Source organism: Myroides phaeus (assembly GCF_900099675.1).
Taxonomy (GTDB): Bacteria; Bacteroidota; Bacteroidia; order Flavobacteriales; family Flavobacteriaceae; genus Flavobacterium; species Flavobacterium phaeum.
This window is the reverse complement of the sequence record NZ_FNDQ01000035.1, coordinates 1-17578: the sequence shown is the minus strand read 5'-3', so window position 1 is coordinate 17578 and position 17578 is coordinate 1. Positions and strand designations below refer to the sequence as shown.

Sequence of the window (17578 nt, the reverse complement as noted above, 5' to 3'; positions counted from 1 at the left end):
CCTTGTTCTCCATAAACTTCATATAGTTTAAGCCAAAAATAAAGGTTAAACTCACTGATTTTTTCTGATCGAGAAAGTCCCCTCATACTGTCTTTACCTTCCAAAATAATAGTTACTATACCTAACTTAAATTCAAAATTGTATTTCTGTTTTCTACTCATAAAAAATGCCCCAAAAAGTGTCTAACTTTTTGGGGCATGTCTATCTACATCAGATAATCGCTTTTTTCTTTACGAAAGATATTTTTGCATTATTCAAACTCACTTGCTTTTTCTAAGAACAACATATCGTCCATTGATAACTTCAAAGAAGTTGCTTTAATAATACTTTCTAATTGTTTAGCATTCGTAGCACTAACAATTGGTGTACTAATATCAGTTTTGTGAATTTGCCAAGCTATAGCAACTTCTGCTATCTGTGCTTGATATCGATTTGCTATAAGAGATAAAGCCCCTATAATACGAAGTCCTCTTTCATTTAAATAACCTTTTACCATTTCTTTACGCTGACTTTTAACTATGTCATCTTGCGTTTTATACTTCCCTGCTAAGAAACCACTTGCTAACGCAAAATAGCTCATTACAGCAAGGCTTTCTTCCTTAACCAAGGGTAAGTACTCTTTTTCATATTTCTCTCTATCATAGAGGTTATATAAGGGCTGAATAGCTATGTACTCACTCCATCCTTTCTTCTTACACAATTCATTCGCTGACTTAATACGGTTCGCTTCAAGATTGGAAGCTCCCAAATAACGTACCTTTCCCTCTCTCACTAAATCATTAAAAACAGACATAGTTTCCTCTTGAGAGACATTCAAGTCATCATGATGAGCAAAATATAGATCGATATAATCAGTGTTTAGTCTTCTTAATGAGGATTCTACTCCTAATCTAATATTATCTCTACTAAGCCCTCTTTGAACATCTTTCATACTTCCACCTACCTTAGTTGATAAAACTATATTGTGACGCTTTTTAGATTCCTTAAACCATTTACCTATTATTGCTTCAGACTCTCCTCCAACATTACAAGGTGCCCAATGAGAATAGTTATTTGATGTATCAATAAAAGTCAATCCTTTTTCATGAAGTTCATCTAACATCCTCAAAGACTCCTTTTCATTTATTGTCCATCCAAATACATTGCCACCAAAACACAATTCAGGTACTTCTAAGTCACTTTTACCTAATTTTAATCTATCTATCTTTTTATCTTTTTATCTTTTTATCTAACACTTCATTCTTAAAGATAAAACTTTAAAAATCTTAACGCATAAAAAAAGAGCTAATCAAATGATTAGCTCTTTTAAAATATATTATAAAATTCTTATTAGAAGTTATAACGTAATGTTACGTTCCAAGTTCTACCAGCACCTAACATAACCTCATTCTTCTCGCTTACCCCTTTCCAAGTCGCAGCTCCAGGAGTCGCCTCAATATTAGTTCGAGCTGAAGAAATATATGTTGTATCAAATACATTATTAACATTTAAACGCATAGTAACAGAATTTGTTTTCTCTTTACCTACTAATAATCTATAAGATAAACCTGCATCAAATAAGTTAAACGCCGGAAGCTTCATTGAACCTGCTTTTCCTTCTGCATCAGCCTTATCAATCGCTAATGATCCATAGAAATTATCATTGTATCTGTAATTTGCATCAACCTTAAACCCTTTAGCAATCTCATAGTTTGCTCCTAAGTTAAAGATAAGCTGAGGAGCTCCTCCTACTTTAGCTCCATCAATATATAAAGTCTTAGTTTCAAATCCAGATTCTGGTTTTCCTGGAACTTTATAAATTGGCTCATTTGTATCTTCATTATAGAAAGTTCCTGTTACATTAGATGCATATTTCCAATCTCCCCATGAAAAAGATCCAGTAATGTTTAATTTATCAATTGGGTTATATAAGAAGTCCATTTCCATACCTGTATGAATCTGCTCAACCCCAACTAAAGTAGCATAACCATTAACTAAAATATTTTTCCCTTTATCATCTTTTATTCCAGAATCAAATCTTCCTGTTGCTCTAGTTACTCTATCTTTCCATGAAGTTCTGTACAAGTTAAGATTTGCTCTTACTTTATCACTTCTGAAACCATAACCAGCTTCTAATCCAAATATCTTTTCATTTGTAAGATCAGGATTTAATTTATTTGTATTATTCAAATACACTCCATTATTCATAAATGGTTGACGAGAGAAATATCCTGCATTTACAAACACATTATGATTTTCATTAATATTATAGTTTGCACCACCTTTAATACTTCCACCAAAAATGCTTTCCCAAGAAGTTTTTTGCTCCTCTGAATCATTTTTATAATTAAAGTAATCAACTCTTTGCATCCATTGATTAGAGATAGCTCCTTGAACAAATACTGATAAATCATCTTTAGAATACTCAACTTGTCCAAAACCACCTAACCATTTAACATTACCATCATTGTGGTAACCAACTTTTTCTCTATCATTCCATTTCACCCACGGATTCATAGAAGCCTTTGCATCATATGTTTGAGAAACAATATATCCTTCTTTTCCAAAATTCTTATTATTAGTAACTTGGAATCCATCAGCTCCTAATAAATTATCCAACGTTTGGTAGTGATACCCTTTATAAATACGCGCATCTAAACCAAAATCAACATTCCAATTTTCATTTACTTTAGCATTCATATTCATTACCGTACCATACCAGTCATGTGAATTAATACTAGATCTTCTAGCCCATCCACCGTCACCAGCATTTTTGTAATTAGCATCTACGTAATAATTACCATCTGCATTTACTTTATTACTTGTATTGCCCCAATCAGCAATAGCTTCTCCTCTATTCCAAGCAGCGATATCATCAAAACGCATATGTCCATTAACATCTCTAACCTCTGCTGCAAAGTCTCTGTATCCATTTGGTCCTCCACCAATTGTTCCAGTTCCTCCTCCACGTCCCCAAGACGCATAAACAACAGTTCCAAATGTCCATGTATCATTGATATTAAAATCATAGTTCACAGACATAACTGGTTTATTATAATAATTAGATTTGAAATTAAATCTATCACCATTATAGAAACCTGTATCTGGGTTATATCTTTTATTTAATTCACCATTATTGAATTTCTTAATGTTCTCGATCGACATAGAAGTACTACGTTGGTCATGATCTTGCTTAGCTCCGGTAAAAGTAAACTGTACATTATGACGATTATCTTTTGATTTATAACCTAAGCCTAAATAATAATTCACACCTTCAAAAGCTGTTCCTTCTACATATCCATTACCTCTTGTATAGCTCAACAATATAGATGCTGAAAATCCATTTTCTAAAACACCTGTATTATATGAAGCTAATCCTTTAAAATAATTGTTATTTCCAACTCCTGCAGAAATAGAACCTCCTTCTCTTGCATCTGATGTACGTGTTAAAACATTAATTGTTCCTCCAACAGAAGAAATTGCAATTTTTGAAGATCCTAATCCACGTTGAACTTGCATAGCAGAAGTAACATCGGCTAAACCAGCCCAATTTGACCAATACACAGCTCCACCTTCCATATCATTAACAGGCATCCCGTTAATTAATACAGCAACGTTTCTTTGATCAAATCCACGAATATTAATATTTGAATCTCCATAACCTCCACCACCTTTAGCAGCATAAACCGAAGGCGTTGTATTCAAAATCTCAGGAAATTCTTGAGAACCAAGTTTTTCTTGAATTTCTGCAGCTTTAATTGTAGATACTGCAACAGGAGTTTTACGATCTTTTGCTACATCAGCAACACCCATAATAACGATGTCATCTAACATATTCTCATCAGCAGCTAAAACTATTTTTCCTAAATTAGCTTTTTTGTCAGCACCAATTTTAAAAGCAACAGTTTTTGACTGATAACCAATAAAAGAAAGTACAACCTCTCCTTTATCTGAAGAAACATTTAATTCAAAATTACCATCCATATCTGTAGATGTTCCATTTTGTGTTCCTTTAACGATTACTGTTGCCCCTGGCAATCCCGATTGGAACTCACCATCGATTACAACACCAGTAATCTTGTTCTGTGAAAGTGCGGATACTGAGGTAAGAATCATTACCATCATCAGCATCCAGTTCTTCAAGTTTTTCATTTTGTAAGTGTAAGTGATAAAATTAATTTTCGCCACAAATGTACAAAAACATCGATATTCAATGTTACCTTATCATTAAATTTTAACTTGCATTACAATTTAGACTTATTCTACTTTCTATTACTCAAATAAAAATCCAATAAAAACTCAGTAGAACTATCATGTTTACTAATATTTTTGGTTTTTATTTCATTTTGAATATTTTTAGCTAAAACTTTTCCATACTCTACTCCAAACTGATCAAAGCTATAAATATTCCAAATTACACCTTGAACAAAAGTTTTATGCTCATATAAGGCAATTAATGCACCTAAATTTTTAGGCGTTAACTTACTAATCAATAAAGTATTTGAAGGTTTATTACCTGAAAACTCTCTAAAATTACTTAAAAAAATGCTATCATCTGATTCATAAACCTCTCCGGCTTTTCCTTTTAATAACGCCTCACTTTGTCCAAAAAAATTAGACATCAAAATATCGTGACTGGAATCTCCTTCAACAAAAGGATTAACAAAACCAATAAAATCAATTGGAATAACTTTTGTCCCTTGATGAAACAATTGAAAAAATGCATGCTGTGCAGACACTCCAACTTCTCCCCAAATTAAAGTACCTGTTTGATAATTAACAGGAATTCCACTTCTATCTTTATTTTTTCCATTACTTTCCATTATCATCTGTTGAAGATGTGCAGGAAACTTTTCTAACACTTGACTATATGGAACAACTGCTTCTGTTTCGTATCCATAAAAATTATTATACCAAACACTTAAAAGCGCCATTACTACAGGCAAATTACTTTCGAAGTCTGTACTCTGAAAATGAGTATCCATTTCATAAGCTCCTTTTAATAAAGCTTCAAAATTATCATATCCAACTGCTAAAGATACAGACAAACCAACAGCACTCCACAAAGAAAATCTACCACCAACATAATCCCACATTGGGTAAATATTATCTTTATACAGTCCAAACTTTTCAGCTTCTTCGACTGAAGCAGATACACCTATAAAATGTTTATTGAAATCTTTACCAACAAGCTCCCTTTCAATCCAACTTTTAATTCGTTTAGCATTTTCAATTGTTTCTTGAGTTGTAAAGGTTTTAGAAACAATTAAAACTAATGTTGTAGCTGGATTTAGTTGTTTTAAAACGGAATGTAAATAATCATCATCTACATTCGATATATAATGAACACCTAAATTATTTCTATAGTTAACTAATGCATTAACAACCATTTTAGGACCTAAATCAGACCCTCCAATACCAATATTAATGACATCTGTAAACTTCTCTCCAGTCGCTGATAAGTACTCTCCATTTAAAACTTTCTCTGTAAAATCTTTAATTCGCTTACGAGTTCCTTTTATATCTAATAATATATCCTCACCCTCTATTTCAATACTCTTAATATCAGAAAAATTACGTAATGCTGTATGCAACACAGAACGACCTTCCGTTGCATTAATTTTCACTCCGTCAAACATTGCTTTTATTGCATCTTGTAAACCAACTTCTTTGGCAAGTTTGAATAATAAAGACAATGTTTCACTTGTGACTTTATTTTTAGAATAATCTAATAAAAATTCATCCCATTTGATGTTCATATGCTTTGCTCTCTGAGAATCCTTCTCAAAAAGTTTTTGCATTTGAACAAACTCCATATCTCCAAAATGATTTCTCAACTCTTTCCAAGACTGAGTCCCAGACGGATTTATACTTTTTAACATTAGCTTTTTATATTCTTATTCTTCTTTAAACTTCTCACTAATCGTTTTATCTAATTCCGCTTTCAAAGGATTAATATGCTCTTTAAACGCAGGAATACTTTTTTTATCCATTGGCTCTGAATTTGGTAATGCTTGCCCCATAGGATCAACTTGAACCCCATTCTTCCAAAAACGATAGCACACATGCGGTCCAGTTGCTAACCCTGTACTTCCGACTAATCCGATTGTCTGTCCTTGATCAACGTACTGCCCAACCTTAACTAATATCTTTGACATATGTAAATACTGAGTCGAATATGTTCCGTTATGTCGAACCTTCACAAAGTTACCATTTCCTGCGGTATAACCAGCTCTTTCAACAACACCTGATGCTGTTGACATAATTGGTGTTCCCGTTGGAGCAGCGTAATCCGTTCCATTATGAGACTTCCATCTTTTCTGTACAGGATGAAATCTATTTTTAGAGTACTTTGATGTAATTCTAAAGAATTTTAAAGGAGCTTTTAAAAACATACTCTTCATTGGTCTTCCCTCTTCATCATAATAATCAACACCTTTTGCACCATTTCTTTTATATGGAAATGAATACAGATCTTTTCCTCTATATCTAAAATATGCTGCATCAATCTTAGAAATACCAACATAAATAGTATCATTTATATACTTCTCTTCAATGGTTACAGCAAACCTATCTTCTGGCTGCAACTTGAAAAAGTCTATAGACCAAGCAAATATTTGTGACATCTTAGTAGCTAATGATTGATCAACTCCTTCTTTACTAAGACTTAGTGATAAAGAACCGTCTATTGTTGAAGCAACAGTTCGTCTTTTTATGGTTACCGGATAAGTCTTTGTATATGCGTGAATAGTATCTCGCAAATCAATAACTTGATAACCTGAAATATTTGGATGATACACAAAAGCAGCAAGCTTTTCTTTCTCTTTTTTATATTTCACTAATGCATACGGCTGTCCTACACGAATATTTTTAACATTAAACGTGTCTTTTACCTTTGAAACAATATCATGTACTTCAGTAGCATTTAGATTATTATTACCAAAAATCTTTCCTAAGTTATCCCCGCTTCGAATGGTGTCCTCAACTAATACATAGTCTTTCAAATTAAAACCATATAACTCGGCAACTACCTCTTCTGCGTTTTCATCTTCTACTTGTGGTTCAATAGTTGGCTCTTCTGTGTTTTTACACGAAAAAAGGGCTAACGAAACCATTATACTATATATAAATTGCTTCAAAATGTAAATTCTTTACTTCAACTTCTTTTCTAAACTAATCCCCAATTGTCAATTTCTTCTTTTGACCATAATTCTGGAAAAAATATACGTTTTTGATATTGTGGTAACATATACTTCTTCCAATCACTTCCCCCTGTTGCCTCTTGTACTCCTTTTACATCATCATCTAAATATTTTTCAGCAGTATGATAATGCCCTAAAACCCATGTCACATTTATTGTTTTATCTAAATGTCTCATTGCTTCTATCAATTCCTTATCACTACGAGCCTCTTCTGGCAACATTACAAATTTCTGCCATAAATTTGTTTTTTCATAGTCTTTCATGGCTTTAACAAAAATTTCACAATATTTATCTTCAAACGCTTTCAACAAATAAGACTTTTCACCTGTCTGATAATCTTTTCCTGCAGCTTGCCAATATAAATATTCTAACGCTTCTTTCTCTGAAATATTTTCTTTTAGCTTATCGATAAATCGTTTATCGATCAAATTACGCCAATCCGTACAAGCAAACTCTATTAATCGATATTGACTACTTTGAAAACCACTCGCTGGAGCAAGTGTATTACGAAATTGTAAATATTGATCCTTACTCATTCCATCTTTCATAATAGCAAAAGAAGAAGTTAACATGTCAAAATATCTACTTATGCGATTAATTTTCTCTTTAAATAATTCAATCGTTAATTGTTCATCTACACAATTACTAACCTGATTTATCTCCCAAAGAACCATTTTAAACAATAACTCATTAACTTGATGGTACATTATAAACACCATTTCGTCAGGAACAATCGTACGTTGAATCTGTAAACTCAGCAATGCGTCAGTTTGTATATAATCCCAATAAGTTAAAGGTTTAGCGTATTGCATACCTTTAAACTGAGTTTCACTTTTTAAACCTAATTCATCAAACCTGTCTTGTAGTTGTTCAAACAGACTTATAGATATATTCTCTTTCATTATTTCTCAAAATCAAGCTTACTAACTAAGTTTTTGTACTCCTCTAAATCTGCTTTTAATGATCCTACAGCCAAACTTGCTTTTATTCTAATAGGAACTTTATTACTATCTGCAGTTACCCATACTGTCAAGCTTTCCTTTTCTTTAAAAACTCTACCAGCCATAACATATGGCCTAAATTTCAATGTTTTAATTCTGCCAAACTTAGTTTTTAAAATTTCCTCACCAAGATATTTCAACTTAAAACGAAAAACCTCACCGTCAAAAAACATATCAATTTCAACAGATTCTCCTTGTTTCATAGTGTTTAAACTAGGATACTTTCTCAAGTAATAAAAAGCAGAAACGATATCTTGAACATCTTTTACAACAGTAAATTCCTTTTTAGTTTGCTTTTCTTTGTCATGAACTAAGACCTTCATTGTTTTGTAATTAAAGACTCCATCTTGATCTTTTGTATAGCCTCCTTCATCAATTTTTCTAATAAAACGATGAGGAATAACATTCTTCTTTTCAAAATAGCTTTCATAATTATCATATACTTTAAAGAAAGCTTTAGGCACACCTGTTGTATATCCAATGCCTTTTGCATGGTATATGGGTATTCCATTGTAAACTGTGTCTGTTAATTTCAGAGTAGCTATCCCAGCATTAAATATACCATAACTAATGCGAAATTTTAAATATTCACCAGTATCAAATGCCTTTGGCAATGTCTGTGCAAATAAACAACTTGTACTTATAAGAAAAGCAACAAGTAAGAAGAGACGTTTTTTCATATTGGTCATATTTTATTCAAAAATAGCAAACAAAAAAACCCAGCCAAAGAAATGACTGAGTTTTTATGCTATTAACCAACCAAAAAACTATAAATTATGAAAAATTTATTACACTCAAATAAAGCTTATGACGACCTTATTTTTGCGAGTGCAAATGTATAGCTTTTTTTTAATTAAAACTACATTCTTTATTTTTTAACTAATCATTAACCTTATAGACTTATTTGTCGGTCTTTTTAATATTTAATTAACTGAATTCTAAAGTGTTCCTCTTTTTTCTTGCTCGCGTTCAATAGATTCAAACAAAGCTTTAAAATTTCCTGCTCCAAATCCACGAGCCCCCATTCGTTGAATAATTTCAAAAAATAAAGTTGGCCTATCCTCTACTGGCTTAGTAAAAATCTGTAATAAATATCCTTCTTCGTCAGCATCAATCATAATACCTAACTTTTGAAGTTCTTTAATATCTTCTTTCATCATATCCATATGAGAACCTAAACGTCGAGGAATATCATCATAATAAGCTTGTGGTGGGGCAGATAAAAACTCAACACCTCTACTTTTCATTAACCCAACTGTACTTATAATATCATCAGTAGCTACAGCAATATGTTGTACTCCTGGTCCATTGTAAAAATCTAAATACTCTTCTACTTGAGACTTTTTCTTTCCTTCTGCAGGTTCGTTAATAGGAAACTTAATACGACCATTACCATTAGACATAACCTTACTCATCAACGCAGAATACTCTGTATTAATTTGTTTATCATCAAAAGACAAGAAATTCACAAAGCCCATTACATTTTCATACCAGTTAACCCACATATTCATTTCATTCCATCCCACATTACCAACCATATGATCAACATATTTCAATCCAACTGGAGTTGGATTATACTCACTCTCCCATTTTACAAATCCAGGCAAGAATATTCCATCATAATTTTTTCGTTCAACAAACATATGCACAGTTTCGCCATAAGTGTAAATACCAGCACGAACAGATTCTCCAAATTCATCTTTTTCCACTATCGGTTCCATATAAGACTTTGCACCTCTATTCATTGTCTCTTCATAGGCTTTACGAGCATCTTCTACCCATAACGCAACAACTTTCACTCCATCACCATGTTTAACAATATGATTATTTAACTCTGACTCTGCAGTCAAAGGAGTTGTCAATACAATTCTAATTTTATCCTGTACTAAAACATAAGAAGCACGGTCTCTAACACCTGTTTCTAACCCCGCATAAGCCAACGATTGAAATCCAAAGGCTGTTTTATAGAAATGTGCAGCTTGTTTAGCATTTCCTACAATAAACTCTACATAATCTGTCCCTAAAAGAGGTAGGAAATCTTGTGCCCCTTCAAATATCTTTTCTAAGCCAAACTCTACTGATTTAACTTCTTTGCTCATAATTTATAGTTTAATAGTTGTTGTGTTCTAAATTTCTGGATCTAACCAAGATTGATAATATTGTTCATCAGCAATTTCCATTGCCTCTTCTGTTAACATTAATGGTTTAAAAGTATCTACCATTACAGCTAATTCTTCTGTACTCTTTTTGCCTATAGAGCGTTCTGCTGCACCCGGATGAGGACCATGTGGAATACCAGCAGGATGCAAAGAAATATGTCCTGCTTCAATATCATTTCTACTCATAAAATCCCCATCTACATAGTATAAAACCTCATCACTATCTATATTGCTATGATTATATGGTGCAGGGATTGCATCTGGATGATAATCATATAAACGAGGAACAAATGAACAAATTACAAATGCATCTGTCTCAAATGTTTGATGAACAGGAGGTGGTTGGTGAACTCTCCCTGTAATAGGTTCAAAATCGTGAATAGAAAACGCATAAGGATAATTATAACCATCATAGCCGACTACATCAAAAGGGTGTGTAGCATAAACCATATCGAATATTTCGTCTTGCTTTCTTACCTTGATCAAAAAGTCCCCTTTTTCATCGTAAGTTTCTAAATGACTTGGTCTTCTTATATCTCGCTCACAAAATGGAGAATGCTCTAAAAGTTGACCAAACCAATTTCTATAACGTTTTGGAGTATAAATTGGTCGCCTTGACTCAACGATAAACAATCTGTTATCTTCAGTGTCAAAATCAATTTTATAAATAACACCACGTGGGATTAAAAGATAGTCCCCGTATTTGAAAGTTAAATTTCCAAGCATCGTGCGCAAGGTTCCTGTACCACGATGAATAAAAATCAATTCATCAGAATCTGTGTTTTTATAAAAATATTCATTAGTAGATTTCAAAGGCGCTGACAATACAATAGTACAATCACTATTGGTTAAAACAGCCTTTCTACTTTTTAAAAAGTCCTCCTCTGGTTTTACCTGAAATCCTTTTAATCGATAAGATTGAATATTATTAGCTTTCGCTATTTTTGGAGCAACACTATATTGTCCTAAAATCTTTTTAACCTGAGTTGGTCTGTGTTCATGATACATATTAGTTGACATTCCGTCAAATCCAATAGTCCCAAACAACTGTTCATAATACAACTCTCCATTTGGTTTTCTAAAAATAGTATGTCGCTTAGGAGGTATCTCTCCTAACTGATGATATAATGGCATAATTACTAAATATTTTTGGTTGGTAAATAAAATATCGTAAGTATGCTACCTCATTCTGGATCTCTCTTAATAAGGTACTTTAATAAAGCTAATAAGCCGTCCCATTGTGTTTTCATAATAACACAAATATCGACATTAAAATGAATTATGCAATTTTTAATCTAAATTTATTTCGCATATACACAACAAACACCTTTTAATACAATCATATTCTTAAAACCAGAAACCAACTGAAAAGACCGAATATGTTTTTCCTGTATCTGGCGAATAAGTAAACTTAGCTTCAATTGGACCAATGATCGTTTGCATTCCATATCCTACAGCATAACCCGTATACCTTGTTTTAGTAAACCAATCTCCACTATTAAATATATCATCTCCTGCATTCGCATAGTTTGCCGAAATATTAATATGGTGCTTTTTAAAGATTTCATAGTCAAATTGAACGGACCCCATTATATATGAATCACCTCCAATACCCAATAAATCATAACCATAAAAAGGAACAATATTATCTCTATCAGCAAATCCATACCCTCCTAAAAAATAACCAAAACCTATCGTTGGTAAAGTTCCTATAACTGCACCAAGTTTTGATTTCAAGTCAACTGAAAGTTTATTTGTAATACGCGCGGCATATCCTATTTGTCCTGTGATAGAAGAAAAGTTTTCAAAATTCCCTAAATAATCACTTGAGTAGAAATAGTTTTTATACTCCCCTTTAAATAAGAACCCCCTTCTTGGAAAGTACTTATTGTCATAAGTATCAACAACAATATTAGCAAATCCACCTAAATAATGACTACGGTCAAATCTTGAATCTGCTGTATTTAAAGTTTTACTTCGGATATCAAAAAAATGATGTTCAACTCCTATACTCAGTAAATATTTTTGTTGGTAAAAAGTTTGAAAATATAACCTATTCTCTAAATCTGCATAATTAATTCCAAACATTGAAGGAGGATTTTCCATTTCAACAACACCTCCTGCTTCTAACAACATATTATAAGGCAAATCCCTCTTAAACTGATTGAATTTAGAATTAAATCCTACACTCCAATAAAATCCATTATCAACAAAATAATTAAAATTATAACGCATATTATCACCTAAACCAACATCTAAAGAGGCAACATCACTCTTAGTAAAAAGATTCTTTTGTGTCACATTTACTAATGCTGCTGATTTATACAAAGCATCATAGTGAATACCCAGTTTTAAAAAGCGTTGAACAGGATTTTCTACTAATTCCATATCTAATGAATCCTCATCTCCATCCTTATTAAATACATATGAAATACTACTAAAGTTCTCAGTCCCATTTAATTGTGTTATACCTTTACTTAATTGGTCAAAACTAATTTTAGAATGAGGTTTAAAACCTAATTTACCATAAACATAACGTCTTGTGTATTTCTCCAGACCATTAATATTAATATCTGAAACCTGAATAGAATCTGTATACTTTGGTACATATTGTTCTTTTAAAACATTAGGATTTCCTCCTACCGTCTTTAATTCGTCAATTACTTTATTTGCAGCTTCTACTCCTTTATCAATTATAGCACGTCCTTCATCAAAAGATACCACTGTATATCCAACAATATCAGGTTTAATATAAATATCGGTATGCGGCTGCTTTCCTTTCATTTGATTAATCGTAGAATAATTTGAAATCTGCAACAATAAATCTGGAGCTCCTTCAATTTCGTCCATACTCTTCAATCCATCTTGAACATCAACTCCAATAATAATATCAGCTCCCATCTTACGCAATTCTTCTAAAGGATAATTATTAACAACTCCTCCATCTATTAAGTTGTGTCCATCGATCAACACAGGAGCAAACAAAGAAGGAAAGGCTCCACTTGCTAAAATTGCTTGAGGCAAATACCCTTTATCTAAAACAATACCTTCTCCTGTTTCTAAATCTGTAGCAATACATAAAAATGGCGTGTTTAACTTGCTAAAATCACGAACATCTCTAACATGAGCTAATAACTGATTCATCAAATTATAATTATACATTCCTCTTGATAATGCTTTAGGAAAACCTATTTTAAATTTATCAAAAGGTAATGTCAATGCATAAATTTCATCGTTTTTTTTCTCATAGAAAGATTTAGATAAACGAGGTATATAATCTCTAATTAACGCAGAAACATCTATACTACTGAAAATAGAATCTAATTCAGAAGCAGTATAACCAGAAGCATATAATCCACCAACTATTGCTCCCATACTCGTTCCAGCAATATAATCAACCTTTACTCCTTGCTCTTCTAAAACTTTTAATACTCCAATATGTGCTAATCCTTTAGCTCCTCCTCCACTCATCACCAAACCAACTTTTGGTCTTTTCTCTTCTTGAGATTGACCATAAATCACTGTATTTGCAACGATACTAACTAATATTAAAAGTATTAACTTACGCATGATTCTCAATTATTTAAATATCCCTCTAATGTAACTTAAAAAACTCAAAAACAATCTTGCCTTTTGATTTTCCTATAACTTTTTCTAATTCTTCTATACTTGCTTCTTTAATGCGTTTCACAGATTTGAAATGATTAAATAAACTTGTTTTTGTTTTCTCACCTATCCCTTTAATGTTATCTAATTCACTTGTAATAGCATTCTTACTACGTTGATTTCTATGAAATGTCAATCCAAATCTATGTGCTTCATCTCTTAAATGAATTATTACCTTCATTGTTTCTGAACGCTTATCTAAATATAAAGGAAAACTATCTCCTGGATAAAAAATCTCTTCTAAACGTTCGGCTAAACTTATTATTGGGACTTTACCTCTCAAACCTAAACTTTCTAAACTTTTTAAAGCTACACCTAATTGTCCTTTTCCTCCATCTATTACAATCAAATCAGGCAAAGGCTGTTTCTCTTCTAAAACTCGCTTATATCTTCGATAAACAATTTCCTCCATCGAATCATAGTCATTAGGTCCTTCAACAGTTTTTACATTAAAATGGCGATAATCCTTCTTATTTGGCTTACCATCTTTAAAAACAACACAAGCAGCAACCGGATTAGTCCCTTGTATATTCGAGTTATCAAAACACTCTATATGTCGGGGTTCTTTATGCAATCGCAAATCTTTCTTCATTTGTTGCATTATTCGGTTCACGTGTCTTTCTGGGTCAACAATCTTAATCTGCTTCATTAAATCCACACGATAAAATTTAGCATTTCTCTCTGATAATTCTAATATACGCTTCTTATCACCTAATTTAGGCACTGTAACATGAATACCCTCTGCTACTTCAACATCAAATGGTACAATAACCTCCTTAGATGTCAAATTAAATCGTTCTCTCAATTCAGTAATTGCTAATTCTAATAACTCTACATCCGTTTCATCCAATTTCTTTTTGACTTCCATAGTATGTGAACGAATAATTGAACCATAGGATACTTGCAAAAAATTTATATAGGCAGCTGATTCATCAGAAATTATAGAGAAAACATCTATATTACTAATCTTAGGATTGATAATAGTTGATTTTGCTTGGTAATTCTCAAGTAAATCTACTTTCTCTTTTACTTTTTGAGCCTCTTCATATTTCATATCTGAAGCTAATTCCATCATATAATCTTTAAACCCTCTCAAACTTTCTTTGAAATTACCTTTCAGAATATCCCTAATATCTTTTATTTTCTTATCATATTGTATATCGCTTTCATGCTCTTGACATGGCCCTGCACAATTACCTATGTGATATTCTAAACAAACTTTAAACTTACCTGATCGAACATTTGTACTTGATAAGTCATAGTTACACGTTCTTAATGGATATAATTCTTTTATTAGTTCTAAAAGCGTATGGACTGTTTTTATGTTAGTATAAGGTCCAAAATACTCCGAACCATCCTTAATCATTCTACGTGTCATAAAAACTCGTGGAAATGGCTCTCTCTTAATGCAAATCCAAGGATATGACTTATCATCTTTTAAAAGAACATTATACCTCGGCTGTAAACGCTTAATTAAATTATTCTCTAACAATAATGCGTCTGTTTCTGTAGGAACAACAATATGCTTTATCGTTTCTATTTTTTTAACCAATACATTTGTCTTTGCATTATCGTGAACTTTATTAAAATAAGAGCTTACCCTCTTTTTTAAATTTTTAGCCTTTCCCACATATAAGATCTTATCTTCCTTATCAAAATATTGGTAAACCCCAGGTTGATCAGGTAGTGTTTGTATTTGTAACGCTAAAGAGGATTTTATTGGCATTGGATATGACTTTTAATTTGATAACAAAAATAACATTATTTTATCGCTATGCCATCCATTATACAGACCAACTATTTGACCTTCCATAGCTTCAAATATTTTTTAAATAAAAACTACTTTTTCCTATCTTCACATTTCAAAAAAAAGCTATGACTATACTTGACGAAACTATTTTACCCGGAGAAACAAAAACACTTAATTTAGAAATTGCTCGGTTACACACAGCTACTAAACTTAAGATACCTGTAATTGTTTCAAGAGCCAAAGAAGATGGTCCTACAGTTTTATTATCAGCAGGTCTTCACGGAGATGAAATTAATGGTGTAGATATTGTTAGACAAATTGTTCATTCTAAAATTAACATTCCTAAAAAAGGAACTATTATTTGTATACCTGTTATCAACATATTTGGTTTTATTAACAAGTCAAGAGAGTTTCCTGATGGAAGAGATATGAATAGGGTTTTCCCAGGAAGTAAAAATGGCTCACTTGCTGGTAGATTTGCGTATCATTTAATTCAGTATATTCTTCCTCATGTTGATTATGCTATTGATTTCCATGCTGGTGGTCAAAGTAGATTTAATGCACCTCAATTACGCATAACCCCAGACAATAAGGAATTAGAAGAGTTAGCTACGATTTTTAACCCTCCTTTTTTACTGTACTCAAACCAAATATCTGGTTCTTTTAGAAATGCTTGTGCCAAAAAAGGCATAAAAATGCTACTATTTGAAGGAGGCAAATCATTGGATATAAATAGTGATGTTTCTACTATGGGAGTAGAAGGAACAAAACGATTCTTAAAAGCATTTGATATGCTTCGAGAGAACTTCCTTATTGAAAAAGTGACAGAAAAAATGACTGTTATTACAAATTCTGTTTGGGTACGTGCCAAAAAATCGGGGCTTTTACACGATCAAGTGAAAATTGGTACTTTCGTAGAAAAAGGTCAAGTATTAGCTGAAATATCTGATCCTTATGGAAACGAAAACACTCTTATTAAAGCTCCTAATAAAGGATATGTAATAAATGTTAATGATGCACCTATTGTTTACCAAGGAGATGCTGTTTTTCACATTTCTAAAAACGTAAAATAATGAATAAAGAAGAACTAAGAATTAAATACAAAGCGCTACGCGATGACTTATCAAGTGATGAAATAGAAGACTTAAGCTTGGATATCGCCAACCGAGCACTACAATTACCGATTTGGAACAAAAGTAATTACCATCTTTTTTTGAGTATCACAGATAAAAAAGAAATTAATACTGAGTACCTACTACAAATATTAGCTGGAAAAGACAAAAATGTGATCTTGTCAAAATCCAATTTTAAAGAAGGAACCTTAACGAACTTCTTATTGACTGATAATACTACAATCAAAGTAAACTCTTATGGCATTCCTGAACCTGTTGATGGAATACAAGTACCAGAGCAGCAAATAGACGTAGTTTTTATTCCTCTTTTAGCTTTTGACAAACAAGGAAATCGAATTGGATATGGAAAAGGCTTCTATGATCGTTTTCTAGAGAAATGTAATCCTAATATTCTCAAAATTGGATTAAGTTTTTTTGAACCTGAAGATTACATTAGCGATATACATTCAAACGATATTCCTTTAAATTTCTGCATTACTCCAGATACAACTTATACTTTTTAAAAAGCTATATTCTAACGTTCTGCTCCTGAAAAACACATAATTTATTATTACTCACTTTCAGCAGTCCTACATTCTAAAAGAGAATAACTATGACTAGTCCTAAAATAGATTGACAAGTTTTTAAACAATACATCCAGAGGGATTTTCTCTCTGGATTTTTTTATGCACATAATTTGGAGTGAGCA

At 32.1% G+C, this 17578-nt stretch carries 13 protein-coding genes; 2 read left to right on the top strand and 11 right to left on the bottom strand.

Translation table 11 applies throughout. The annotated features are described in order from the left end of the window. The 11 genes from BLT46_RS13355 to uvrC all read right to left on the bottom strand — a co-directional run. The coding region (locus tag BLT46_RS13355; protein ID WP_143021880.1) for a transposase at positions 1–161 on the bottom strand (161 nt) is incomplete at its 3' end. An 89-nt stretch (positions 162–250) separates the two neighbouring features. Continuing rightward, the gene (locus BLT46_RS12460) at positions 251–1159 is read right to left on the bottom strand and encodes an aldo/keto reductase (protein WP_262492397.1); all 909 of its coding nucleotides are present in this window, start codon (positions 1157–1159) and stop codon (positions 251–253) included. A 170-nt stretch (positions 1160–1329) separates the two neighbouring features. Next, positions 1330–4131: a TonB-dependent receptor gene (locus tag BLT46_RS12455; protein WP_090410445.1), complete on the bottom strand. Its 2802-nt coding sequence runs from the start codon at positions 4129–4131 to the stop codon at positions 1330–1332. A 110-nt stretch (positions 4132–4241) separates the two neighbouring features. Continuing rightward, positions 4242–5861, bottom strand: a complete 1620-nt coding sequence (pgi, locus tag BLT46_RS12450) for a glucose-6-phosphate isomerase (protein WP_090410444.1) — start codon at positions 5859–5861, stop codon at positions 4242–4244. Between the two features lie 15 nt (positions 5862–5876). After that, a complete protein-coding gene (locus BLT46_RS12445; protein WP_090410443.1) occupies positions 5877–7118 on the bottom strand; it encodes a M23 family metallopeptidase in 1242 nt (413 codons plus the stop codon). Positions 7119–7147: 29 nt separating this feature from the next. Beyond that, the gene (locus BLT46_RS12440) at positions 7148–8083 is read right to left on the bottom strand and encodes a tryptophan 2,3-dioxygenase family protein (protein ID WP_090410442.1); all 936 of its coding nucleotides are present in this window, start codon (positions 8081–8083) and stop codon (positions 7148–7150) included. After that, positions 8083–8862, bottom strand: a complete 780-nt coding sequence (locus tag BLT46_RS12435; RefSeq protein ID WP_090410441.1) for a DUF3108 domain-containing protein — start codon at positions 8860–8862, stop codon at positions 8083–8085. The genes BLT46_RS12440 and BLT46_RS12435 overlap by 1 nt, the downstream gene beginning before the upstream one ends. A 258-nt stretch (positions 8863–9120) precedes the next feature. Then, entirely contained in the window at positions 9121–10281 is a 1161-nt protein-coding gene (hppD, locus tag BLT46_RS12430) for a 4-hydroxyphenylpyruvate dioxygenase (RefSeq protein ID WP_090410440.1), read from the bottom strand. A gap of 27 nt (positions 10282–10308) precedes the next feature. Further along, positions 10309–11475 carry a homogentisate 1,2-dioxygenase gene (locus BLT46_RS12425; RefSeq protein WP_090410439.1) on the bottom strand — a complete coding sequence of 389 codons (1167 nt, stop codon included), beginning with the start codon at positions 11473–11475 and terminating at the stop codon, positions 10309–10311. A gap of 213 nt (positions 11476–11688) precedes the next feature. Continuing rightward, positions 11689–13911, bottom strand: coding sequence for a patatin-like phospholipase family protein (locus BLT46_RS12420; protein ID WP_090410438.1), 2223 nt, complete (start codon positions 13909–13911; stop codon positions 11689–11691). Between the two features lie 25 nt (positions 13912–13936). Continuing rightward, positions 13937–15733, bottom strand: a complete 1797-nt coding sequence (gene uvrC, locus BLT46_RS12415; protein WP_090410437.1) for an excinuclease ABC subunit UvrC — start codon at positions 15731–15733, stop codon at positions 13937–13939. A 149-nt stretch (positions 15734–15882) separates the two neighbouring features. On the opposite strand from uvrC, the gene BLT46_RS12410 reads away from it, so the two are divergent. Together BLT46_RS12410 and BLT46_RS12405 are read left to right on the top strand one after the other, a co-directional pair. Then, positions 15883–16830, top strand: coding sequence for a succinylglutamate desuccinylase/aspartoacylase family protein (locus tag BLT46_RS12410; protein WP_090410436.1), 948 nt, complete (start codon positions 15883–15885; stop codon positions 16828–16830). Continuing rightward, positions 16830–17393, top strand: a complete 564-nt coding sequence (locus tag BLT46_RS12405) for a 5-formyltetrahydrofolate cyclo-ligase (protein WP_090410435.1) — start codon at positions 16830–16832, stop codon at positions 17391–17393. Before BLT46_RS12410 ends, BLT46_RS12405 begins: the two co-directional genes overlap by 1 nt. Positions 17394–17578 lie beyond the last annotated feature (185 nt).

Bases quoted from the DNA above. Each gene is read 5' to 3' on its own strand.
- BLT46_RS12455 (WP_090410445.1), bottom strand. From the start codon at position 4,131: ATGAAAAACTTGAAGAACTGGATGCTGATGATGGTAATGATTCTTACC.
- pgi (WP_090410444.1), bottom strand. From the start codon at position 5,861: ATGTTAAAAAGTATAAATCCGTCTGGGACTCAGTCTTGGAAAGAGTTG.
- BLT46_RS12440 (WP_090410442.1), bottom strand. From the start codon at position 8,083: ATGAAAGAGAATATATCTATAAGTCTGTTTGAACAACTACAAGACAGG.
- BLT46_RS12435 (WP_090410441.1), bottom strand. From the start codon at position 8,862: ATGAAAAAACGTCTCTTCTTACTTGTTGCTTTTCTTATAAGTACAAGT.
- hppD (WP_090410440.1), bottom strand. From the start codon at position 10,281: ATGAGCAAAGAAGTTAAATCAGTAGAGTTTGGCTTAGAAAAGATATTT.
- BLT46_RS12425 (WP_090410439.1), bottom strand. From the start codon at position 11,475: ATGCCATTATATCATCAGTTAGGAGAGATACCTCCTAAGCGACATACT.
- BLT46_RS12420 (WP_090410438.1), bottom strand. From the start codon at position 13,911: ATGCGTAAGTTAATACTTTTAATATTAGTTAGTATCGTTGCAAATACA.
- uvrC (WP_090410437.1), bottom strand. From the start codon at position 15,733: ATGCCAATAAAATCCTCTTTAGCGTTACAAATACAAACACTACCTGAT.
- BLT46_RS12410 (WP_090410436.1), top strand. From the start codon at position 15,883: ATGACTATACTTGACGAAACTATTTTACCCGGAGAAACAAAAACACTT.
- BLT46_RS12405 (WP_090410435.1), top strand. From the start codon at position 16,830: ATGAATAAAGAAGAACTAAGAATTAAATACAAAGCGCTACGCGATGAC.